The sequence below is a fragment of the Thalassotalea sediminis genome (assembly GCF_030295915.1).
Lineage (GTDB): Bacteria > Pseudomonadota > Gammaproteobacteria > Enterobacterales > Alteromonadaceae > Thalassotalea_C > Thalassotalea_C sediminis.
The window spans coordinates 1,854,865-1,877,982 of the sequence record NZ_AP027361.1 but is presented as its reverse complement, the minus strand read 5'-3'; the positions used below and the strand labels follow the sequence as shown (position 1 = coordinate 1,877,982).

16 protein-coding genes are annotated in these 23,118 nt (G+C 38.6%); 7 read left to right on the top strand and 9 right to left on the bottom strand.

Annotation, left to right across the window (positions count from 1 at the left end):
• Nucleotide 1: 1 nt before the first annotated feature.
• From QUE09_RS08530 to QUE09_RS08520, 3 genes are read right to left on the bottom strand one after another with little or no spacing between them, the layout of a single operon-like run.
• A complete protein-coding gene (locus QUE09_RS08530; RefSeq protein WP_286235775.1) occupies nucleotides 2-3,103 on the bottom strand; it encodes an efflux RND transporter permease subunit in 3,102 nt (1,033 codons plus the stop codon).
• Nucleotides 3,100-4,323 (bottom strand): efflux RND transporter periplasmic adaptor subunit, encoded by a 1,224-nt coding sequence (locus QUE09_RS08525; RefSeq protein WP_286235774.1) that lies wholly within the window; start codon nucleotides 4,321-4,323, stop codon nucleotides 3,100-3,102. Before QUE09_RS08525 ends, QUE09_RS08530 begins: the two co-directional genes overlap by 4 nt.
• Nucleotide 4,324: 1 nt before the next feature.
• Nucleotides 4,325-5,746 (bottom strand): efflux transporter outer membrane subunit, encoded by a 1,422-nt coding sequence (locus QUE09_RS08520; protein WP_286235773.1) that lies wholly within the window; start codon nucleotides 5,744-5,746, stop codon nucleotides 4,325-4,327.
• Between the two features lie 187 nt (nucleotides 5,747-5,933).
• Between QUE09_RS08520 and QUE09_RS08515 the strand changes: the two genes are divergently transcribed.
• Nucleotides 5,934-6,554, top strand: a complete 621-nt coding sequence (locus QUE09_RS08515) for a LysE family translocator (RefSeq protein WP_286235772.1) — start codon at nucleotides 5,934-5,936, stop codon at nucleotides 6,552-6,554.
• On the opposite strand, the gene QUE09_RS08510 is transcribed toward QUE09_RS08515, so the two are convergent.
• On the bottom strand, nucleotides 6,551-6,853 hold the full coding sequence (locus QUE09_RS08510; RefSeq protein ID WP_286235771.1) for a hypothetical protein: 303 nt from the start codon (nucleotides 6,851-6,853) through the stop codon (nucleotides 6,551-6,553). The genes QUE09_RS08515 and QUE09_RS08510 overlap by 4 nt on opposite strands.
• A gap of 379 nt (nucleotides 6,854-7,232) precedes the next feature.
• Between QUE09_RS08510 and ccoN the strand changes: the two genes are divergently transcribed.
• The 4 genes from ccoN to QUE09_RS08490 are packed head-to-tail and all read left to right on the top strand — an operon-like array spanning nucleotide 7,233 to nucleotide 10,529.
• Nucleotides 7,233-8,657, top strand: coding sequence for a cytochrome-c oxidase, cbb3-type subunit I (ccoN, locus tag QUE09_RS08505; RefSeq protein WP_286235770.1), 1,425 nt, complete (start codon nucleotides 7,233-7,235; stop codon nucleotides 8,655-8,657).
• A gap of 10 nt (nucleotides 8,658-8,667) precedes the next feature.
• Nucleotides 8,668-9,312, top strand: a complete 645-nt coding sequence (ccoO, locus tag QUE09_RS08500) for a cytochrome-c oxidase, cbb3-type subunit II (RefSeq protein ID WP_286235769.1) — start codon at nucleotides 8,668-8,670, stop codon at nucleotides 9,310-9,312.
• Between the two features lie 4 nt (nucleotides 9,313-9,316).
• Nucleotides 9,317-9,499: a cbb3-type cytochrome oxidase subunit 3 gene (locus tag QUE09_RS08495; RefSeq protein WP_434017434.1), complete on the top strand. Its 183-nt coding sequence runs from the start codon at nucleotides 9,317-9,319 to the stop codon at nucleotides 9,497-9,499.
• Nucleotides 9,492-10,529: a cbb3-type cytochrome c oxidase N-terminal domain-containing protein gene (locus QUE09_RS08490; RefSeq protein WP_286235768.1), complete on the top strand. Its 1,038-nt coding sequence runs from the start codon at nucleotides 9,492-9,494 to the stop codon at nucleotides 10,527-10,529. The genes QUE09_RS08495 and QUE09_RS08490 overlap by 8 nt, the downstream gene beginning before the upstream one ends.
• Nucleotides 10,530-10,945: 416 nt before the next feature.
• Here the strand turns inward: QUE09_RS08490 and QUE09_RS08485 are convergent, their stop codons facing one another.
• The 3 genes from QUE09_RS08485 to QUE09_RS08475 all read right to left on the bottom strand — a co-directional run bounded on the left by QUE09_RS08485 (nucleotide 10,946) and on the right by QUE09_RS08475 (nucleotide 14,006).
• Nucleotides 10,946-12,154: a glycosyltransferase family 2 protein gene (locus QUE09_RS08485; protein ID WP_286235767.1), complete on the bottom strand. Its 1,209-nt coding sequence runs from the start codon at nucleotides 12,152-12,154 to the stop codon at nucleotides 10,946-10,948.
• 3 nt (nucleotides 12,155-12,157) lie between these two features.
• Nucleotides 12,158-12,730: a MiaE family protein gene (locus QUE09_RS08480; RefSeq protein ID WP_286235766.1), complete on the bottom strand. Its 573-nt coding sequence runs from the start codon at nucleotides 12,728-12,730 to the stop codon at nucleotides 12,158-12,160.
• 73 nt (nucleotides 12,731-12,803) lie between these two features.
• Entirely contained in the window at nucleotides 12,804-14,006 is a 1,203-nt protein-coding gene (locus QUE09_RS08475; RefSeq protein WP_286235765.1) for a PA0049 C-terminal domain-containing protein, read from the bottom strand.
• 357 nt (nucleotides 14,007-14,363) lie between these two features.
• On the opposite strand from QUE09_RS08475, the gene asnB reads away from it, so the two are divergent.
• Entirely contained in the window at nucleotides 14,364-16,028 is a 1,665-nt protein-coding gene (gene asnB, locus QUE09_RS08470) for an asparagine synthase B (RefSeq protein ID WP_286235764.1), read from the top strand.
• A gap of 149 nt (nucleotides 16,029-16,177) precedes the next feature.
• On the top strand, nucleotides 16,178-16,963 hold the full coding sequence (locus tag QUE09_RS08465) for a coiled-coil domain-containing protein (protein ID WP_286235763.1): 786 nt from the start codon (nucleotides 16,178-16,180) through the stop codon (nucleotides 16,961-16,963).
• A gap of 72 nt (nucleotides 16,964-17,035) precedes the next feature.
• On the opposite strand, the gene pyrD is transcribed toward QUE09_RS08465, so the two are convergent.
• Nucleotides 17,036-18,046, bottom strand: a complete 1,011-nt coding sequence (pyrD, locus tag QUE09_RS08460; RefSeq protein WP_286235762.1) for a quinone-dependent dihydroorotate dehydrogenase — start codon at nucleotides 18,044-18,046, stop codon at nucleotides 17,036-17,038.
• A 126-nt stretch (nucleotides 18,047-18,172) separates the two neighbouring features.
• Nucleotides 18,173-23,014, bottom strand: a complete 4,842-nt coding sequence (locus QUE09_RS08455) for an NAD-glutamate dehydrogenase (RefSeq protein WP_286235761.1) — start codon at nucleotides 23,012-23,014, stop codon at nucleotides 18,173-18,175.
• Nucleotides 23,015-23,118: the final 104 nt, after the last annotated feature.

Below are 23,118 nucleotides of genomic sequence, written 5' to 3'. Positions count from 1 at the left end.
CCTATGCAGTTACTAATTTCTGTTTCGCCATTCTAACAAAGCTTTTCGCATCTTCTACCAATAAATAGTTAACCGGTATTAAAATTAACGTGATGAAAGTTGCGAATATAATGCCAAAGCCCAGAGATACAGCCATAGGTATTAAAAACTGAGCTTGAGTAGCTTTCTCAAACAATAATGGCATTAACCCAATAAATGTTGTTAACGACGTTAGCATGACCGGTCTAAAACGCGATTGACCTGCGGTTAATACAGCTTCCATTAACGCCATACCCTCCGCTCTACGTTTATTGATAAAGTCGACTAACACTAGGCTATCGTTAACCACTACACCAATGAGTGCCATCATACCGAGTAAGCTCATAATGGTTAAGTCCATGCCCATTATCCAATGTCCCATTACAGCGCCAATGGCGCCAAAAGGAATTACTGACATTACAATCAAGGGTTGAATATATGACTTAAACGGGATCGCCAATAAACAATAAATAATGAAAAAGACAAATGTTAGCCCCAGCTGCATACTGCTAAATGAGTCGCTTTGCTCTCGTGCTTCGCCTTCCATGGTAAAGGATACACCTGGATATTTCGCAACAAGCTCTGTCAAAAAGGGGCGAAGATCATTATTTAACACCGTCATGTTGGTACTTTGTTTATCAACATCAGCGGTCACATTAACGGTTCTAAACCGATCAATACGATTTATGGCCGATGGACTTTTTCCAGGTATCAAACGCGCTACATGGGAAAGTGGTACTTGCCCACCACTTGGTGTTTGGATCAGCATGTCGTTTAAATTAGCAATAGATTTACGTTCTGCAAGAGGGAACTTGATCATAACCCGAACATCATCTCTACCACGCTGAATGCGTTGTATTTGTGCACCGAAAAATGCGTTACGTACTTGTCGAGTTATAGTTGTACGTGAAATTCCCATTGCATGACCTTGGTCAGTCAATGCTATTTCAATTTCCTGCTTTCCGTTTGAAAGGCTATCAGAAATTTCAAAAACTGTTGGATACGTTCTAAGCCGTGTTTTTACTTGTTCGGAAACTTCTTTAAGTGTGTTTAAATCGTTTGCAGATAATTGAATATCAATAGGATCTCCCCCACGCCCAATTTCGGCTCTAAAGGTAAGGCTTTCAGCACCAGGAACCTTGCCAATCAATTGACGCCATTCATTCACTAACTGACGAGTACCAACACCCGATTCATTTTGATCTGCGGGTAAAATTTCAAAACGCACGCGACCCACTTCATTTCTCGTTATAGCAAGTACATTTAATATTAAACTGTCGCCATTTTCATCTCGGTACTTGTCTTGTAAAAGTTTGGCTGCATCAGCCATTTTTTTAACGTAGCTGTCAACAACATCGTAATTGGTACCAACAGGCATGTTTAAGTTAGCTCTGGCAGTTTCACTCGCTATTCGAGGGAAGAAGACGAACTTTGTCCAGCCCGACATAATAAACGCCAGAATGATGAAAAATAATCCGAAAAATAGACTTACTGTTGTTAACCTATGACGCGTAGCTACCGCTAATAATGGTTTGTAATAGCGGATAATGGCATTTTCAAAACCGTCTGCGAATTTTCGCTGCCATTGGCTAAACCCACCAGCTTTTTTGCTTTCTTGGGTTTTGTTTCTAATTTTCAAATGTTTTAAATGCGAAGGTAATACGAACTTTGACTCAATCAGTGAAAAAAGAAGTACGGGTATTACAATTACAGGAATTTGCGCAAAAATAGCGCCTCGAAATCCATCGATAAAACCTAAAGGGAGAAAAGCGGCAACGGTTGTTAAAATACCAAATGTTACAGGTGTTGCTACTTCTTCTGTTCCTTTTATTGCGGCCTCTAAACCACTTGATGCCGTTTGGGAATGCCGATATATGTTTTCTCCGGTGACAATAGCATCATCAACAACTATACCCAAGACTAAAATAAAGCCAAATAAACTCATGATATTGATCGATATATCAAAAATGGGCATCATAATAAACGCCCCCATGAAGCTTACAGGTATACCAATAAACACCCAGAATGCAATGGTAGGACGTAAGAATAGCGTCAGGAGTACAAGTACAAGAAACCCACCTTGCAGCGCGTTACTAATTAATGTGTTTAAGCGACTTTTTACAATTTCTGAGTCGTCATCCCAATAACTTAATTCAAAACCCTGCGGTAACGTATCTTGACGCTCTTTGATATATTTTTTAACCGCATCTGCAACATCAATCGCGTTTTGATTACCAATACGATATACCTCAATCATTGCACCCTGCTTACCATTAAAGCGAGCACGCATTGGCTTTTCTTCAAAACCATCATTAACAACAGCGACATCACCTAAGTTAATAATTGAGCCATCAGGATTAGTTTTTATAACAATTTGCTCAAACTCATTTTTGCGATATGCCTGCCCTTTACTGCGTACCAATACATCTCCGCCTTCAGTACGTATGTTACCTGCAGACATGTCTGTAGAACTGTTTTTAACAGCATCTGCGATATCAGCTAATGTTATTTGATACTGGCGTAGTTTTTGTTGGCTAACTTCGATATTAATTTCATAGTTTCTAACAGCATCAAGCGACACTTGCGTTACTTCTGTTAACCCAAGTAAATCATCACGAACCTGTTCAGCAAATTCTCTTATTTCTTTTTCACTATAATCGGAAGCAACGGTTACAGCGATAACCTCTCGTTTCCGTTGTAATATAGAGATTACTGGTTTTTCTGCCTCTCCCGGAAAGGTATTAACAGCATCCACTCTACTTTTAACATCATTTAGCAATTCTCTTGCATCGTAACCATTGTCAGCTTCAATGCGAACACGGGCAGATCCTTCTGTTGATGTACTACTAATTTTTTTTATACCTTCGAGGTCTTCAACAGCTTCTTCAATACGTATCGCGACACCTTTTTCAACATCTTCAGGTGTTGCACCACGTAAGCTCACTGATACATTGACCACATCTGATTCAAATGAAGGAAATACTTCAAGGGGTATATTGCTTTTGATGGATAAAACCCCCATCAGCAATATGCTGATCATCAGTAAATTGGCAGCGACATGATTTCGGGTAAACCACGCTATCATAACTGACCTCCTTCGCGGTTATCACGCGTAGTCTGATTCTGTTTCCCTACGTGTTGACCATCTCGTTCATTTATGGCGACAAGTGTGCCTGATGTTACTTGTCCAAGGGGCGTTAATACCAGTAGCTCTCCGTCGATAAGTCCGTGTTCAATAATAGCTACTTGGTCATTTTGCCAGCTAATTTTAATCTCTTTACGCTTCAAAATATCACCATCGACAACATAGACGTAACTTCCTTGATAAATCGCTTTATTAGGAATTGTTATCGCGTTTTTCACGGTTTTACCTAAAATTTCTGCACTAACATATTGGCCAATTTTTATTGGCATACCATTTGCCACGTCTACACCGTATGGATCATCTATTTGCGCAACGACATAAAGTTGTTGTGAATTAGTGTCATAAGCACCTTCTGTACGTACAACTTTTCCTTGCCAGTATTGGTCTTTGATTAAACTTGAATTAAAGCGAACTTCAGGTTGTAACTGCGTTTCTGTTAATCGTGTATTTTCCGGCAAATCAATATATGGCAGATCTTTATTCTTAAGTGGTAACCTTATTTCGACATAATCTATCGCATAAATTTCTGCTAATTTTGTACCTGAAGACACTAACTGTCCTATGTCAACATTTTTGGTTAAGATTCTGCCAGCAAACGGCGCTAATATCTTTGTACGCTCTAAAGCAAGCTCTGCTTTATTTAAACTTGCTTGTGCTGAATCAACCTTAGCTTGTGCTGCGAGAATTTGAGGTTCTCTCATCACAAGTGCTGGCGCTTGTTCTTTATTGCCTAATCGCAACCAATCTTGCTTTGCTTGTTCAACACGCGCTTGTTCTTCGCTAAAAGACTGTTTAGCATTAAATAAGTTAGATCTAGCAATTGCCACTTCAGCCTTTAGATCGCGATCATCCAGCTCTACCAGCACATCACCTTTATTAAAAAAACCACCCGCTTGAAATTTTTCCGAGATATTCACGATTTGACCTGAAACTTGCGGGTATAAAATACTTTGTGTTCTAGGCTTTACCGTTCCGTAGCTTTCAATTTTTACCGTAAAATTTTCCGGCACTATCGTTTTCACATCTACATTAAGCTGTGCAACACGTTTAGGTGCTTGCCGTTTACTTTCTGGAGGGTTTCCTAAAATAACACTGGCGATCCCTACTGAGGCGACGATGACGATGATTGGAAGAATAAATTTTAACTTGATATTGTTCATATTAGTTACTCTGCGCTCCATAAAAACGATCAGCAACTTCATTTGTGTTACCACCAATGGCTGCATGCAGTGTTATTTTATTTTGAATAAGTTGATTGGTTAATTGTATGAGCTGTGTTTGTGTTCCAAACGCTCTTCGTTGCGCCTCTAGTACCGTAGAATAAGTCACAAGACCTTTAATATATTGTTCAAAAGCGAGTTTTTGCGCGGCCAGCGCATTTTCTAATGATTTGTTATATTGACCATAACTTTCTTGCAATGATACGCGTTCACTTAATGCACTTTCGACATCTGTAAGGCTTTGGTGTAATTTCTGTAAATACAGTTGCTCTTTTTGTTTTACCGTTAAACGAGTCTTTTCTTCTTCGGCAGCTAACCTACCTGCATTAAAAATAGGCGCTGTAATACCACCAATTAAAGACCAAGCGAGTGGGTTACCCGTTAAAAGGTTACTTAATTCATCAGCATTATCGCCAACATTGGCGCGTAATGTTAAACGTGGAAAACGTGCTTTATGCGCAATAGCGAGGTTAGCGTCTGCCGCGAGTAGATCATACCAACTGCTTTTAATGTCAGCACGTTGCGCCAACATTTGCGACGGAGTTCCTACAGTCACATCGTCGATTAATATGGGTAAATTAATTGCGTTAAATTGCTCTTTGCTCTCTGGCGCACCAATTAATAGGTGTAATTGACGTTCGATTTCTTTAACTTGATGTCTTTGTTGCGCGACACGGGCAAGTTCATTACTTACATCGTTCTGTGCAAGATAAACATCTAATGCTTTGTTTAACCCTAACCGATATGAACGTTGCATCATTTCGAGGTTGTCACTTAAGTTTTGAGCCCTCTCTTTGTAGAGTGTTAATAATTTTTTAGCCTCAGCGAGATTAAACCAAGTGCGTGTTAAGTCGGTGATCAAAGCTAGTCGCTGTTGTTCAAACTGAGCCTTTGCTGACGCATATTGTAAATTAGCAAGTCTCTGCTGCTCCGACAGCTTTCCCCATAAATCGATTTCGTAGCTTAGCTGTAAATTAATATCGGCACTATTCGATATGGTCTCATTCGTTGATGTTACCGATTTTCTGCGCGATTGTTCAGCCGACACGCTTAATTCAGGCAACAGTGTGGCACCAGATATTGTTACCTGTTGCTCTGCCAACATTAGCGCATAATAATTACTTTGGTATTGTTGATTATGGTGTAATGCACGTTCGATTAATGGGTATAATGCTTGCTCTTGTAACGAGCTTACCCAATTATTTACAATAGGCATTTGCTGTTTCGTTACGAGAGTTTGCCAATTAGACGGCGCTTTAAATTCACTGGTTGTTTTGTTTATAGCTGATGGCACACTACATCCAACCGCAATGACACTGCAAGCAAGAGTACTGAATAGTCGTCGTGAGGAGGCTAATTTCATTCTTTTTTCACTGTTATTAGAAATTGATTTAAAAACTTTTTGTTATTACGAATCTTACTTAAGCAAATTTATACTGACAATTGTCTTTACATAGCTTTACGCTTACTAACTTTGCTTGCGCTAAAGTCACAAAAAAATAAGATAAACAACAAATAGATAATGTTTACAATACTGTTAGGTTAGCTTTATGGATCTCTCTGCAATTCTACTTTTTATTCCAACATTTTTTCTTATTAGTCTAACACCTGGTATGTGTATGACATTGGCGATGAGCTTAGGCATGAGTATAGGTGTCAGAAAAACATTTTGGATGATGTACGGAGAACTATTAGGCGTTGCATTAGTTGCGATTTCAGCGGTACTTGGTGTATCTGCATTGATGCTCAGTAATTCTAACATATTCTTTTTCTTTAAACTCATTGGCGCCTGTTATCTCTTTTTTATTGCCATACAAATGTGGCAAAACAAAGGGAAAATATCGGTAACCAATGACAATAATTCAGCACTAAACTTCTCAAAAAGTAAACTCTTGAAACAAGGATTTATTACCGCTATTGCGAACCCTAAAGGTTGGGCATTTATGGTTTCTTTACTACCACCTTTCATTAACAAAAGTTACGCGTTACCACTCCAACTCTTTGTATTAGTTAGTATAATTCTACTATCAGAATTAGTGTGTATGATTATTTATGCAACAGGCGGCAAAGGTTTAGCTATTTTGTTATCGAGACAACAAAACGTTCAAATACTCAATAAAATATCGGCAATATTGATGTTTTTAGTTGCAATATGGTTACTAGTAAGTTAACGCAGATAACTTGGTACTGTAATGGAAAAAGTATGAGACTTATCCGACTGTTCAATAAAAGTGATCCAAATTCGCCACTGCATATCTTGTTTACCACAACTGCCAATAAATCCCTGTGCATTAAACTGGTGTTCACCGTTTTTAGCGAATAATAATGGTACTTTCCCCATATACATATTGTCGCCTTCCATAAAACCACTTATGTTTTTGATGTTCTGTTTTTTGTTAGCGTAAACTGTGAGGGTAAATGGCGTTTCTGCAAGCAATACTTCGCGATTAAACTTTACAAAAATGCGCATATCAGCCATATCAACAAAACATGCACTTTGACCAGCTATGCATGTGGGTTCAACTTCAGCGTGTTTTGCTACTTTTGAACATGAAAAAAGCAAAATTAAATGAAAAAAAATGATATATTTGTTGAGCATATTGGCTAAGTTAAGTCTTTATAAAACGTGGAATTTACATTGAATTGGCGACAATTTAAACACTTCTGCAATTTTTTTTGATTTAAAACAAATTTTCCCCTATCTACGGGTGACTTTTTACTGTCAAATGTCTATTATTCGCGCGGGTTTAAGACTCGCTGTGTGATTGCGTAATTTTTAGGCTATAACTATTACTGTATATCACTTTTACTTGAAACTATTTAATAATTATAACTGCGGAAACCATACCATGACTCAAAATGATACGTCAGCAGTAGACTACAACTTCGATGTTGTGCGTCAATTTACTGTAATGACCGTAATTTGGGGTATTGTAGGTACTCTCGTTGGGGTTATCATTGCCGCGCAGCTAATTTGGCCTGCGTTAAACTTTGATACACCATGGCTAACCTACTCCCGATTACGTCCTCTTCACACCAATGCGGTAATTTTTGCATTCGGTACGAGTGCGCTTTTTGCTACCTCATACTATGTAGTACAACGAACGTGTAAAACAACGTTGTTTGGCGGCTCTTTAGCAGCCTTTACGTTCTGGGGTTGGCAACTTGTTATTGTGCTAGCAGCAATAACGCTACCTCTCGGTTACACTTCTAGTAAAGAGTACGCTGAACTTGAATGGCCAATTGATATTTTAATTGCTGTTATTTGGGTCGCATACGCTGTCGTATTCTTTGGTACTATTGTCAAACGTAAAACCTCACATATTTATGTGGCTAACTGGTTCTTTGGTGGCTTCATCATAACCGTTGCGGTTTTACATATTGGTAATAGTATGGTTATTCCTGTTTCAATGATGAAATCGTACTCTCTTTATTCAGGCGCTATCGATGCAATGATGCAATGGTGGTATGGTCATAATGCAGTAGGTTTCTTATTAACAGCGGGCTTCCTGGGTATGATGTATTACTTCGTACCTAAACAAGCTGAACGCCCTGTTTATTCATATCGTTTATCAATCGTTCATTTTTGGGCTCTTGTATCTCTTTATATTTGGGCTGGACCTCATCATTTACATTACACTGCACTTCCTGATTGGGCGCAAAGTGTAGGTATGGTTATGTCTGTTGTATTATTCCTCCCATCTTGGGGTGGTATGATTAACGGTATCATGACGTTGTCAGGCGCATGGCATAAACTTCGTCACGACCCAATTCTTCGTTTCTTAATCGTTTCTTTATCGTTCTACGGTATGTCGACGTTTGAAGGGCCAATGATGGCGATTAAATCGGTTAATGCCCTTTCTCACTACACAGATTGGACAATTGGTCACGTTCATTCAGGTGCATTAGGTTGGGTAGCAATGGTTTCAATTGGTGCAATGTACCACTTAATTCCTGTGCTATTTAATCAAGGTCGCATGTACAGTGTTAAATTAATTAATGTACATTTTTGGATGCACACAGCTGGTATCGTTTTGTATATCGTTGCAATGTGGATATCAGGTGTAATGCAAGGCTTAATGTGGCGTGCTGTTAATACAGACGGTACATTAACTTATAGTTTTGTTGAGAGTTTAACAGCCTCTTATCCGTTCTACTTTATCCGCTTCTTAGGTGGTGTATTAGTTGTAGCTGGTTTCTTATTAATGGCTTACAACATGTTTAAAACCATTGCTGCTGAAGATGGAAGTCTTAAGCGCGTAGAACAGGCATAAGGAGACAACCATGACTAATAAACATGAAAAAGTCGAAAAAAGTGTAGGCTTGTTCTTTATCATTACCATTCTCGCAATTAGCGTTGGTGGTTTAGTAGAGATAACGCCACTATTTTTCCAAAAAGAAACAACGCAACCTGTTGAAAATTTACGCCCATATACTGCACTAGAAATGGAAGGTCGCGATATATACATTCGTGAAGGCTGTAACGTTTGTCACAGTCAGATGATCCGTCCATTTCGTGCGGAAACAGAGCGTTATGGTCACTACTCAGTTGCAGGTGAACATGTATGGGAGCACCCTTTCCTTTGGGGCTCTAAACGTACAGGTCCAGATTTAGCACGTGTTGGTGGCAGATATAGTGATGATTGGCATCGCGCTCATCTTTTAGATCCTCGTTCAGTTGTACCAGAGTCAAATATGCCGGGTTTCCCTTGGTTAGCGGAAAATACGCTTGACGGTGCTTTAACAGCGAAGAAATTAGAAACGTTTAATTTCTTAACGAGAAATCGAAGCCACAAGGACGAAAATGGCAATCCGATCCCATTGTATTCAGCTGAAGATATCAAGAATGCGAAACAAGCAGTGAAAGGCAGAACTGAAATGGATGCCTTGATCGCTTACTTGCAATCTCTTGGTCATGCATTGAAGTAGAAAAATGATGGATTACGGAACGCTTAGAGGTTTAATTGCCTTATTAATTTTGGCTTTATTTATCATCATTGTGGTCTGGTCATATAGCAAGAAGCGCAAGTCAAGTTTTGACAAAGCTGCTAACTCAATTTTTGAGGAAGACCGCAAAGAAGAAATTAACAAACAGGAGACTAATAATAATGTCTAGTTTCTGGAGTATATGGATTACTGTTCTAACTCTCGGTACTTTGGTAGGTTGTTACCTATTATTGCGCTGGTGTTTAAAGAACTTTGCGGGGGTAGAAGAAGGTGAATCAATGGGTCATGAATTTGACGGCATTGAAGAATTGAACAACCCACTACCAAAATGGTGGAGCACCTTTTTCTTAATTACAATTGTTTGGGGTTTTGGTTATTTATTAATGTACCCTGGATTAGGCAACTTTAAAGGTTTGTTTGGTTGGTCTAGTTCAAACCAAGGCATTGTAAGTATTGAAGAATCTAAAAAACTAGCGGCAGAAGCAAAAGAAAACGACCTTATCGTGCAGTACGATATGGAAGTTAAAGCTGCTGACGCGCGATTTGGTCCAATTTTCGATAAGTTTGCCGCTATTAGTATTGAAGATATTGCTAGCGCTAAAAATGAAGAAATTGACTTTGACACTGATGGTGAGTTAACGGCAGAGCAACAACAACTTGTTGACCGTAAAGAAGCTATTCGTGTAGGGCAACGTTTGTTTTTACAAAACTGCTCACAATGTCATGGTTCAGACGCTCGTGGTACAACAGGCTTCCCTAACCTTGCTGATAAAGACTGGTTATATGGTGGTACACCTGAAGCTATAAAACATAGTCTGATGGAAGGTCGTAAAGCTCAAGGTATGATCGCTTGGAAAACAATGCTTGGTGGCGAACAAGGTGTACAAGATGTTGCGGCCTATGTCCTTAGTTTAAGTGGTCGAGAAGCGAAACAAGGTGACGTTGAAGCTGGCAAAGAAAAATTTGCAATGTGTGCAGCATGTCATGGTGCAGAAGGCCAAGGTAGCGAGGCAATGGGTATCGCACTTGGTGCTCCTCGTCTTAACGACAACATTTGGCTATATGGTGCGTCTGAACGCGGTATTCAAGAATCTATTCGTCATGGACGTGCTGGTGTAATGCCTGCTTGGAAAGATATTTTAGGTGAGAAGAAAATACACGTGATCAGTGCATACGTTTATAGTCTTTCGCATGACTAATTATCAATAGTTTCAAGATCTATTCGTGTAAAGCCCCTTTTAAAGGGGCTTTTTTATTTTCAGCCCTAAACCACCTACTTCAGTAGGTGGTTATCATTAAAAGGGCTTTGCCTGAAATATCTGCTCATGTTAAATCCACCTTTTGATTTTTAGCGAAGTCAAAGAGGAAATAGTAATGAGCAGATACGAGCAAGCATCGCTTATGTATTGGTGATGTCAATATAATAGAATTAAAGGGGTCAGGTACAATAAAAGCGTTATTTTAATTGTACCTGACCCCTTTAATTTCTTGGAAAGATATTTTAGGTGAGAAGAAAATACACGTGATCAGTGCATACGTTTATAGTCTTTCGCATGACTAATTATCAATAGTTTCAAGATCTATACGTTTAAAGCCCCTTTTTAAGGGGCTTTTTTTATGGTTCAATAAAAGGCGCGCTTTCTAGAGCACGTTGTAAATCTATATTTTCCAATCCATTATCTCTCAGGAAATGGATAAATTTTAGTGTTTTAAATGCATCAAACCAAACAACAAATTGTTTATCAAATTGCGCTTTACTCACGTTTTGCTGACGCGATATAAAGGTTTTAAAACCAATAGCAATCAATGCGTTTTGAGTGAGCATTGGAAACTGCTCTAACCACAATTGAAGATTGTTAGTTTGCGCAAATAACGTATCCGCCTGGCCGAGTACTTCTTTTAAAGCAACGAACACCTCTGGATGATAGTAGCGATATTTATTGCCGATAGTGTTCTGTGCGATAATTTTTTCTACCGCTGGCCCTGTACCAAATGGTACACGATCTGATAGGCGAGCCTGTAACTGTACAATACACTTTTCTAAAAAAACGACCTGACCAAGCTTTGCAAGTTTATTGATTAAATAAAAATCCTCACCAGCACTCCTTTTTGGAAAACCTCTAACCTGTGCGTACGCTTTCACTTTAAACACCAACAAACTGCCGATAGTAAAAAAGCTATAATGCGAATGTGCATAACTGAGTCCAGCAACGTAGTACCGCATCGCCTGTTCATATAAACGATTTGCATCGTTAATCGTCTCATCTTCACTGTAATGCTGAAAGTTATACGTTGCGACAACAACCTTGCTACTAAGTTGATCTACAGCGGTAAAATAGTTTTCAGGTAAGCTAGCATCTGCATCAGTTGAATGAATCCAGGTCTTTTCAATGCGCTTTTCTTGGATCAAATAACTAGCGATATCTGCACCTACCTTCCGGGCTAAGCCTACGCCTTGCTTAAACGGTATTGGTACACTAAAGCGATCAACAATTAAAATTGCCGAGGTAGTGTTAGCTATAGACGTTAATGTTAAATTTTTCTTGTGCCATAATATCTGTCCATAGCGGTGTGTTGCAGTTACCAATGCTTGCTGAGGCGCTTTATTGTTATCTGTATCAGGTTGATTTATGACTAAGATTAGTAATATGCCCTGTTTTAATAATGTACTCGTACAAATACTATCAATAAAGGCAGGTGGTTCTTTGTAGGCAGGTATCACGACAACATGTTGAAAATTACAGCCTGCAGGAAACTCAGTTAATGTGCTTACTTCAGGCTCTCCGTATTGTGATAGATACTTTTCAACAACGTTCATCGTCATTAATTAGTGCAAAGCCGCTCTAAAAGGCTGTTTTTCACATATTCTCGCTTCGGCGATCAAAATTTCTTCTAAACGCTGATCAACCTCAGCCTTTTCAAAGTACTCATAAGCAAGTTCTACAAATAAGTTTTTATGCTTCTCTTCTGATTTGGCAATACTGACATAAAAGTCTTTTTCTTTGCCTTCAGGTAACGCTTCTGCGACAAGGGAAAAGCGTTCATGTCCTCTAGCTTCAATAACACCGGCAACTAATAGCCTGTCGAGAAAAAATACGTCTTGCCCATGTCGAAATAAACCTCGTATCTCCTTTATATAAGGATCTTTTGCGTCATTAGCTAATTGAATATCTCTTGCCTGCATTAACTTGATCACTTGCTTAAAATGTATTAATTCTTCAATAGCGAGATCGGTCATCGCACGGACGAGCGTTTTTCTATCCGGATAATGCGATAACATTGAAACTGCCATACCTGAAGCCTTTTTCTCAGCTGCTGCATGATCCTGTAAAAATGCGTCAAAGTCAGCCATTACTGCTTTTGTCCATTCAAATGGCGTGTGGTATTTTAATTCAAACATAACTTCCAATCTTAACTTCAGATTTAATTGCGCGCTATTTTACCCTGCTTTTTGAGAACAACAAGCTCGGCGTTTATTTTACGGTAATTGCTTTTTGTAGCATGTTTTTAAGTTGTCTTACGATGGCCTTAGATTTTTGTGGTTCATATCCTGAAATACTCGGTGTATGAATGTGCCCAACCGGTAACATTGGGTTTAATTCATTACGCAGTAAAATGCTCCGATATGAAACTTCATTAGATAAATAGCCACCGCCAGATCCTTCAACAGAAATTTGTCCTTTGAGTTCGCTAATATGCTTTACATCAAGCTTACCTTTTGTTGTTGTGACTTTGGCATTGTCGATAATATCAAAAGGACCAGAAGCTTTACGCATTAGCTCAACAGGTAAACTAAATTCAACAAATTCGGCACCATTTAGGGGGGTCTTTGCTAACAAAGGCAGTAGTGGATTTTTACGCGTCGCCCCGGTGTAAAAATTCACATTGTCTGGCGCTTTTGCACTGCGTCGTAAACCAGGGTATCGTTCTAAATCAAATTGTTTTCGCCCCATACTCACAGTAATTATCATATCTACTTTGTTATAATATGGTGCTAGCATTTCTTCAACGATCCCTTGATCAAAGTCGGTAAACCTTACGGGGAAAATAACAGTTTCAATTTCGGCACTGACACCATCAGCGCTAATCAGTAGATCATCAAGTGCAAGCGCAACAACGCCGGAAGGATTACTCTGTTGAATGTTTCGATCTAAAAAAAATGGGTCAAACCCTGTTAGCAAAATTTTTTTATCTGCCTTTTTGTTAAAAGCAATGTCTTGTTGGCCTCTTGAAATAAGCTCAAACTTCCACATTAACTCAGTCTTTTGACGGGCTAGCGCTTCAATGTAAGCGGGTGCCTTTTTTAATGCGCGCGCCATTTCGAGCCTTGCCCAATATAAGCTACGATCATCAAAGCGTTTAGATTGTTCAAAAGACAAGACACTTTCTTGCCAAAGCAAATTAGCATGACGAATGACAAGTTGCGTTAAAGCGGTAATGTTACTTGCTTGATTAATTTGTTTCCCGAACGCTGCAACTCTTTGTTTCGAAACATTAAACACATTAGGTAAGATTGACGAAGCCATTACCACTCTTTGTTCTTCAACATTTAAAGTATCTGTTATGCTTGTATCCTTGTTTACTTTCGAAATGCCATTATCGTCAGTCGCACTAAAAGCGTTAGGGCTTGATAAAATCACCAAGAGGAATAGCGTAGTAGGCACAGAACGTATCATTAAAAATCCTTGTATTTGTACAGCATTATTACAGTCTATATTAATAATAGGCGTAATAATGTCGCGGTTAAAGCGCATTATTGCTTCGGACGCTATACGGCTTAACAGTAGAACAATAGAATCAATATATAGACATTTTAGCGTCTTCGATACTCCAATGATAATTTACTTTTTTAATTTTCTTGTAAGAAAATAACAATCGAGTGTTGCTTTTTTTTATTATCATGGCAAAGTGGTCGCTCAGGTATTGAGCCTGCATATATCTTTTAGTTGTCGTAACCACACTTCTTTCTTTATAGCATTCAATACACTGTACTCACAATTTGGTTTACATTATATACAAGAGGTAGCGCTTCAATGTGTTCGATATTTGGTATATTAGATATAAAATCTGGGGCTGATGCCCTTCGCCCTAAAGCAATTGAATGTTCTCGTTTATTACGTCATCGTGGTCCTGACTGGTCAGGCGTTTACAGTAATGATAACGCAATTTTAGTTCATGAAAGATTAGCGATTGTTGACACTGAACATGGTGCTCAACCACTCTACAACGAAAATAAAACACACGTCTTAGCGGTTAATGGTGAAATTTATAACCATAAAACGCTAGAAGAAAAACTTACTATTGATTATTCATTTAAAACCAACTCTGATTGCGAGGTAATCTTGCCACTTTACCAAGAGTTTGGCAGTGCGTTTATCGATAAATTACAAGGAATGTTTGCATTTTGTTTATACAATGCAGACGACAATAGTTACCTTATCGCACGTGATCATATTGGTATTATTCCACTCTATACCGGCCGTGATGAAGAAGGTAATTTTTATGTTTCTTCTGAGATGAAAGCGTTAATGCCATTGTGCAAAACGGTTGAAGAGTTTCCTCCTGGGCACATGTTAGACAGTAAAAATGGCGAATTGGTAAAATATTACAACCGTAACTGGATGGAATACTCCGCAGTAAAAGATAACTTCACTAACCAAACGAATTTAAGAGAAGCGCTTGAAGAATCAGTTAAAAGTCATTTAATGACCGATGTACCATACGGCGTATTACTGTCGGGTGGCCTTGATTCATCATTAATATCGTCTATTACGCAAAAATTTGCTGCTAGACGTATTGAAGAAAATGATTTATCGGAAGCTTGGTGGCCAAAAGTGCATTCATTTGCCTGTGGTTTAGAAGGTTCTCCTGATTTAATTGCCGCGCAAAAAGTAGCAGACAGTATAGGAACAATACATCACAGTGTTGTTTTCACTGAGCAAGAAGGCATAGATGCACTAAAAGAAGTTATTTATCATTTAGAAACTTATGATGTAACAACTATTCGCGCTTCTACTCCAATGTACCTAATGGCACGTAAGATCAAAGCCATGGGGATCAAAATGGTACTGTCAGGCGAAGGTGCGGATGAAATATTTGGTGGCTATTTATATTTCCACAAAGCCCCTAATGCACAAGAGTTTCATGAAGAATTATTACGTAAGTTAGATAAACTCCATATGTTTGATTGTTTACGTGCTAACAAATCAATGTCAGCTTGGGGGGTTGAAGCCCGTGTGCCATTCCTAGATAAAACATTTATGGATGTTGCTATGCGCATAAACCCTCAAGATAAAATGTGTGGTAATGGTAAAATAGAAAAAAGCATTTTACGTTCATCTTTTGAAGGCTACTTGCCAGAAGAAATTTTATGGCGACAAAAAGAGCAGTTCTCTGATGGCGTTGGTTATTCATGGATTGACGGGTTAAAAGAGCACGTTGAATCACACGTAACTGATCAACAACTTGCCAATGCAAAATTTAAGTTTCCGCATAATACGCCAGATACAAAAGAAGCTTATTTCTATCGCGCTATCTTTGAAGAACACTTCCCGCTGCCTTCTGCGGCAGAATGTGTTCCTGGTGGCAAATCTGTTGCTTGTAGCACACCTCAAGCACTTGCATGGGATGAGGCATTTAGCCAGATGGCTGACCCTTCAGGTCGAGCCGTTCAAAATGTTCATAACGATAGTTATTAGTATTAGTAACATCTAAATCATATAAAAACCGGCATTTATGTCGGTTTTTTGTTTTTAATTAAATTATTTAACTGAAAACTATTAAAACTTTAGCTGAATTGATTTAAAGTTGATACTTAGTAAAGTTAACAACAAAGAAAGGCGTTATTTTGTCAAATCGCGTTGAACCAGAAATCCCAAATATTACCTTAGATGATGATTTAGTAAAACCATCACAATCGAAATCGACTTCCGCTAACACAACTGTGCCACAGAAGCCTAATACTGTTAATGCTAAAACATCAGGTGCCACTGTATTTTTTACTGTTGCCATTTATCTCGCGCTAGCTGGTACAGGTTATTATTTCTTTGAGCAAAATAAACAACTTACGGCTGCGATTACTGAGTCAAATGAAAGAATTCAACAACTTGAAAACCAACTATCTGCAACTGGCGAAGAAATGGGCGAATCAACGGTTGCATTGAAAGCAAAGCTACAAGCAATCTCAGAGAAAACTGAAAAACTTTGGGAAGAAATGGATAAACTATGGGCATCGGCTTGGCGCAGAAACCAAAGTGAGATAAAAGAATTACGCGCACAAAGTAAAAAACAAATAAGCGCGAATAGCAATGTCACTAAAACAGTTAATACGTTGGCCACGTCGGTAAAAGATGTAAAAGATAAGCAAACATCCACTGAATTTACCGTTGAAGCATTAGCTGAACAAGTACAACAAGCAACAACATTAAAAAATCAGATTAACCAACTAAGCGACGATATTGCGGGTGTTCAACAAAAACTCCAAGGCAGAGACAGTCAACAAATTGAAGTCGCCAGTAATGTTAATTCACTTGATATGCAAATTAAGATGTTATTAGAACGTATTGATGCGTTGGAAAACAAAAAGGCTGCTACGATACAACCTGGGAGTGCTAATCAGCCATCCGCTAACTAAGAAAACCTTTAATAGAGTGGTATAGAACGCCGCTAATGCCACTCTATTTCAACTGACTATTTTATCAAGTCATTACAAGGCACGTACAATATCTTTAATTAGATCTGGGCCTTTATATATAAACCCAGTATAAACTTGTACCAACTTTGCGCCAGCTTCTATTTTGTCTTTGGCATCTTGTCCACTACTAATCCCACCCACACCAATAATAGGAAGTTTATTGTCTAATGCTGCTGCTAGCATACGGATCACAGCTGTACTTTTATCTTTTACAGGATCTCCACTTAAGCCCCCTGCTTCATCACCGTGCTCTAAATGAGCAACTCCGTCACGAGCTAATGTTGTATTTGTGGCAATAACACCATCAATATCATTGGCAATTAAACATGCTGCGATTGATTGCACTTCTTCTTCCGTTAAATCAGGCGCAATTTTTACCGCGATTGGTACATATTTATCGTATTTGGTAGCAAGTGATAATTGCTCAGCCTTTAAAGCAGATAATAATTCGTTTAGTGCATCTCCATACTGTAATGAACGCAGCCCAGGAGTATTTGGTGAAGAAATATTAACGGTAATATAACTCGCAAAGTTATAAACTTTCTTCATACAATGGATATAATCGTCTTTCGCGTTCTCTTCTGGTGTATCTTTATTTTTACCAATATTAATCCCTAGAACACCGCTAAACTTTGCTTTCCTTACTTGATCAACTAAGTAGTCAACTCCCTTATTATTAAAGCCCATACGATTAATAACAGCATTCGCTTGCGGTAGCCTAAATATTCTCGGCTTTTCATTACCAGGCTGTGGGCGAGGCGTTACCGTGCCAACTTCAACAAAGCCAAAACCCATGGCGTCAAATGCTCTAATGCACTCGCCATTCTTATCTAAGCCAGCAGCCAAGCCACACGCATTAGGAAAATGAATACCCATTACCTGAACCGGTTTACTCGGTAAGGTTTGTTTATAGGGGAAATTTAAAAATGATGCGCCTGTGTTTTTCAGTGCTTTAATAGTAAAGTCATGTGTTGTCTCTGGGTCCATTTGAAACAATACTTTACGGATCGCTGAATAAAACATAGTACCTCTAAATATGCTGACAATAAGAAAATAGGCATGCAAAAAAGCATTATCACCTATTAGTTTAACAATGCTGGTAATTTTAATACAAAAATCCCCGCAAGTGCGGGGATTTTTTAACTTTTTTTATTTCGTTGGATCGCTATTTAAACTTAACAGCATTAACTCTCTTAATGCAACAGAGAACTTAGCAAATTCGTGAGTTTGCCCAATTCTAAAGTCATCAAGAATATGTTGCCAACGTGACAATGGTTGTTCATATGTCTCAAACCAAGAATCTAATAATGTTTGCACATCATCACAGTCAACGTCTGTACGCAATATCACGCCCGTTAGAGCGCGCTGTTGCCAATCTAACTCTTCTCTAAAAGATGCTCGTGCAAGAGCTTGCCAGTGGTTAGAGACAGGTTGCTTATTGATTTGATCTAAGAACCAATGCAAATCTAAGCGCGCGCCAAGTTTAAAGTACAAGTTCGACACTAAACTTATTGAACGACCGTCTTGCTCAGCTAGTTCTGCTAGATCCATTGCAGAGAATAACGTACTCAATTGAGAAATGCGCTTAGCAATATTTTTAGGTGCACCTGCATTGATAAGATCTTTTTCAACCCGTTGTAGCATTTGAATTTCATCTTCAATTAAGAAGTCATCTAAATTATCAGACATTACTTCAAACGTAGAACGGAAGAATTCAATTGTTTTCGCAATATCCATCGATTTATTACGATGACGCAAGAACCAACGCGTTGCACGACGTACTGTTCTTCTTAACTGAAACAGCATTTCTGTTTGAACCATCGTAGATATTTTATTATCCAAATCGCTAATTTGTTCCCAATATGATGAAAGTTCAAAGACTTCACTAGCCATGGTATAACAGTTAGCGATTTCAGCAACAGAAGCACCAGTTTCATCACTCATTCGATGAACAAAGTTGAACCCCATATCGTTACCAATATTATTCGCTAATTTAGTAGCGATAATTTCTGCACGTAATGGATGTTCCTGCATTTGTTCACGATACTTTTCTTGCAAATCATCAGGAAATGCTTCGATCAATAATCGATCATGGAATGGGTTATCAGTAATTTCAGGACAAACAAGATCTTCTTTCAGTACCATTTTGCTATAAGCAAGTAACACTGAAAGCTCTGGTCGAGTTAATCCTTTGCCTTGGGCTAAACGATCCGCGATTTCCTCATCATTAGGAATAAACTCTAATGCTCTATCAAGTTTACCTGTGCGCTCTAAAGCATTAATGAAACGCGATTGTTCTTTTAACTGAGATGAGCCTCTTAACTCAGTAATTGAGATAGAGTGTGTTTGTCGATAACAATCATGAAGTACGATCTCTGCAACATCATCAGTCATATCATACAGTAACTTATTACGCTGTTTTAGTGTTAGGTCACCGTTTTGTACTAATCCGTTCAATAAAATTTTAATGTTAACTTCGTTATCTGAACAATCAACACCACCAACATTATCAACAGAGTCACTATTAATACGCCCACCGTTTGCACCATATTCTATACGGCCCAATTGGGTAAAGCCTAAGTTACCGCCTTCACCAACGACTTTCGCCCTTAGTTCGTTACCATTAATTCGTAAGCCATCATTAGCGCGGTCTCCCACTTCTATATGTGACTCTTTACTGCCTTTAACGTAAGTACCAATACCACCATTCCAAAGTAAATCAACTTTCATTTTCAAAACGGTTTGTATTAACTCAAGCGGAGACATTGATTGCTTTTGCGTACCAAGCATTTTCTTAATTTGTGGTGTAAGTTTTATCGATTTAGCTGACCGACTAAAGATTCCACCACCTTCAGAAATTAGCTTTTTGTCGTAATCTTCCCAAGTACAGCCAGGTAGATTAAATAGTCGCTCACGTTCTTTATAAGAGCTTGCCGCATCTGGTGACGGATCAATAAAAATATGCATATGGTTAAAGGCAACTTGCAATCGAATGTGCTTCGACAACAACATGCCATTACCAAAGACATCACCAGCCATGTCACCTATCCCAATGACGGTAAAGTCAGTCGTTTGACAATCAATATCCATTTCACGGAAATGACGTTTTACAGACTCCCAAGCGCCTTTTGCGGTAATTCCCATACCTTTATGGTCATAACCAACACTACCGCCTGAAGCGAACGCATCACCCATCCAAAAATTGTATTCTTCTGAAATACCATTTGCGATATCGGAAAAAGTTGCCGTTCCTTTATCAGCAGCAACAACTAAGTAAGGGTCATCTTCATCGTGACGAACAACATTAGCTGGCGGAATTACATCGCCTTGAATAATATTGTCTGTAATATCTAATAAACCACGAATAAATGTGCGATAACACTCTTTACCCGCTTCAAAAATTTCATTTCTGTCACCATTAGGTAACTGTTTACAGACGAAGCCACCTTTTGCACCAACTGGCACAATAACGGTATTTTTAACTTGTTGTGCTTTAACAAGGCCTAAGACTTCAGTACGGAAGTCTTCACGACGATCTGACCAACGCAAACCACCACGAGCAACTTTACCACCTCGCAGGTGTACACCTTCAACTTGTGGAGAGTATACAAAAATTTCAAACGCTGGAACCGGTTGTGGAATATCTGAAATGTCCTTCGGCGTTATCTTAAATGAAATGTACGCTTTATCTTCACCATTTTCGTCTGGTTGGAAATAGTTGGTACGAATCGTTGCATTAATCATTTCAACAAAGCGACGAATAATACGATCGTCGTCTAAGTTAGCAACGTTATCAAGTGACGCCTCAATATCCTCTAATAATTTATTGATGGTTTTTGAATTTTGTTTTCCCTTAGGGTTGAAACGTAAGACAAATAACTTAATTAAATGCTCTGCAATCGATGGATATCGAGCAAAAGTATCTTCGATATAATTTTGGCTAAATGTACCACCAATTTGACGTTCATACTTTGCATAGGCACGTAAAATAGAAACTTCACGTCCGCCAAGTTGTGCACCTAGAATTAGACGGTTAAACCCATCATCCTCAAGCTTGCCTGTCCACACTTTCGCAAATGCGTCTTGAAACAATGATTGCACTTTTTCTAAATTAAATGTGCCATCGCCCGTTAGCAACATTGAAAAGTCGAGTATCCAACACATTTCTCCGTCGGCTGTTCGCACAGCAAATGGGCTTTCACCAATGACACGTAAGCCAAAGTTTTCCAACATTGGTAATACATCTGATAAATGCAGTGGTTCTCCAGTATGGAATAACTTAAGTTTTACAAAGTTACTGCCTTCTTTCTCTTCTTGTGGTTGATAGAACAACATTTCTAAGTTGCTAGTGCCAGATACGGCTTCTAACTTCTCAATATCAACAATTGCAGTACCGGGTAACACTTCATCTTTGTAAGCTTGTGGGAAGCTCACATATTTACGACTTAGCGCTTTTCCCGCTTCTTCACCTTTGTGTGAGTTTAACGAATCAGCAAGTTTGTCATCCCAACTGCGAGCAGCTTGGTTCAAATTATTTTCAAGTTCTTTCACGTTGATATCTGCTTTTGTTGTATTTACTCTAACGATGTAATGAGTTCTCGCTTGAGGAGACTCTGAGAAAAAGGTAGTAAATTCGACCTCTTCATCACTACCAAATGCTTCTTGAAGAAGCTTTTGGGTTTGAATACGCAGTGCCGTGTTATATCGCTCACGACGTACATACACCATACATGAATAAAAACGATCAAACGCGTCTCTACGAATAAACAAGCCTGAATAGTCACGCTCTTGCATTTGAAAAATACCAAGCACATTCTTGAGCAACTCACTCGAACGAGATTGCAGTATTTCATCGCGAGGATATGTTTCTAAAATATTAATCAGTGTTTTGTATGCATGTGTTCCTTTTGCATAACCTGAGTCTTCACAAACGGCTTCAACCTTTGATTTAATTAAAGGTAACTCCATCGCACTATTGGTGTAATACGCAGAGCCGAATAAGCCAACAAATCGCTCTTCACCAAGAATATTTCCCTTACTATCAAAACGTTTTACACCGATATAATCCAAATGGGCTGGGCGGTGAACACGAGAGCGAGAATTAGTTTTCGTTAAGATAAGTAAATTATCACCTAAGGCTATTTCGCGAGCCGATTGACTTAAGGTTGATAACAACCTTTCTTTAGTGCCCTTAGATTTTTTCATTAAACCTAAACTGGTCTCAACATTCGCGCAAAGTGCCTTATCGCCTTTTAACGATTTAACATCATACGAACGGTAACCCAACAAGGTAAAATTATTATTTAAGACCCACTTCAAAAACGCCAAACTATCTGTTTTTTCACTATCCGAACACGGTAACTTAGATTTTTCTGTCAGTGCAATGACATCTTTTAACTTATCAGTCATCGCTTGCCAATCAGTCACGGTAATTTCAATATCACTGACCACCGACTGTAGTTCTTTGGCAATGCAATCTAAATCAGATTGTTCAGTCTGACGGTCTATTTCGATAAAAAATACCGTTTCCGTTGATGTCGCTTTAAAACGCTTATTTGACGAAGATGTTAGTTTAGTAATGTTACCGCTTTTATCTCTTACCAACTTAATTGGGTTATTAATCATCAGATGTGGAGATAACCCTAAGCGTGTTAAGGCAATTCGCACCGAATCCACTAGGAAAGGCATATCGCTAACAATAATTTCAATAATGGTATGACTTGATTTCCAGCCATGTTTAGACACTTGGGGGTTAAACACCTTGATAACAGGTTTGTTATCCTTATGACCATTTAATGAATTCCATAAACTTAGCGTTGCGCCATACATATCGCTATCATTGCGATGTGCTAAATCTTTATGAGAAATATTGTTATATAAAAGCTCAGCGAATTGCTCAACCAATGGAGCCGTATCTGCAGGAACTTTTTGTTTTATTAACTGTGCTACGTTTGAGAGTATCACTGAGGGTAAACCATCTACTAACGCCATGCCGTTTTCCTTTTGGATAAAACGATTAAAATAATTTGTATAATATTTTTCTAATAATTGTCTATGAGCATAGACTATTAAGTGAATTTTATTAATAAATTTAG

Bases quoted from the DNA above. Each gene is read 5' to 3' on its own strand.
- QUE09_RS08480 (WP_286235766.1), bottom strand. From the start codon at position 12,730: ATGTTTGAATTAAAATACCACACGCCATTTGAATGGACAAAAGCAGTA.
- pyrD (WP_286235762.1), bottom strand. From the start codon at position 18,046: ATGTTTTATTCAGCGATCCGTAAAGTATTGTTTCAAATGGACCCAGAG.
- QUE09_RS08490 (WP_286235768.1), top strand. From the start codon at position 9,492: ATGTCTAGTTTCTGGAGTATATGGATTACTGTTCTAACTCTCGGTACT.
- QUE09_RS08485 (WP_286235767.1), bottom strand. From the start codon at position 12,154: ATGACGATGAACGTTGTTGAAAAGTATCTATCACAATACGGAGAGCCT.
- QUE09_RS08525 (WP_286235774.1), bottom strand. From the start codon at position 4,323: ATGAACAATATCAAGTTAAAATTTATTCTTCCAATCATCGTCATCGTC.
- QUE09_RS08520 (WP_286235773.1), bottom strand. From the start codon at position 5,746: ATGAAATTAGCCTCCTCACGACGACTATTCAGTACTCTTGCTTGCAGT.
- QUE09_RS08455 (WP_286235761.1), bottom strand. From the start codon at position 23,014: ATGGCGTTAGTAGATGGTTTACCCTCAGTGATACTCTCAAACGTAGCA.
- QUE09_RS08495 (WP_434017434.1), top strand. From the start codon at position 9,317: ATGATGGATTACGGAACGCTTAGAGGTTTAATTGCCTTATTAATTTTG.
- ccoO (WP_286235769.1), top strand. From the start codon at position 8,668: ATGACTAATAAACATGAAAAAGTCGAAAAAAGTGTAGGCTTGTTCTTT.
- QUE09_RS08530 (WP_286235775.1), bottom strand. From the start codon at position 3,103: ATGATAGCGTGGTTTACCCGAAATCATGTCGCTGCCAATTTACTGATG.
- QUE09_RS08510 (WP_286235771.1), bottom strand. From the start codon at position 6,853: ATGCGCATTTTTGTAAAGTTTAATCGCGAAGTATTGCTTGCAGAAACG.
- ccoN (WP_286235770.1), top strand. From the start codon at position 7,233: ATGACTCAAAATGATACGTCAGCAGTAGACTACAACTTCGATGTTGTG.
- QUE09_RS08515 (WP_286235772.1), top strand. From the start codon at position 5,934: ATGGATCTCTCTGCAATTCTACTTTTTATTCCAACATTTTTTCTTATT.
- QUE09_RS08475 (WP_286235765.1), bottom strand. From the start codon at position 14,006: ATGATACGTTCTGTGCCTACTACGCTATTCCTCTTGGTGATTTTATCA.
- asnB (WP_286235764.1), top strand. From the start codon at position 14,364: ATGTGTTCGATATTTGGTATATTAGATATAAAATCTGGGGCTGATGCC.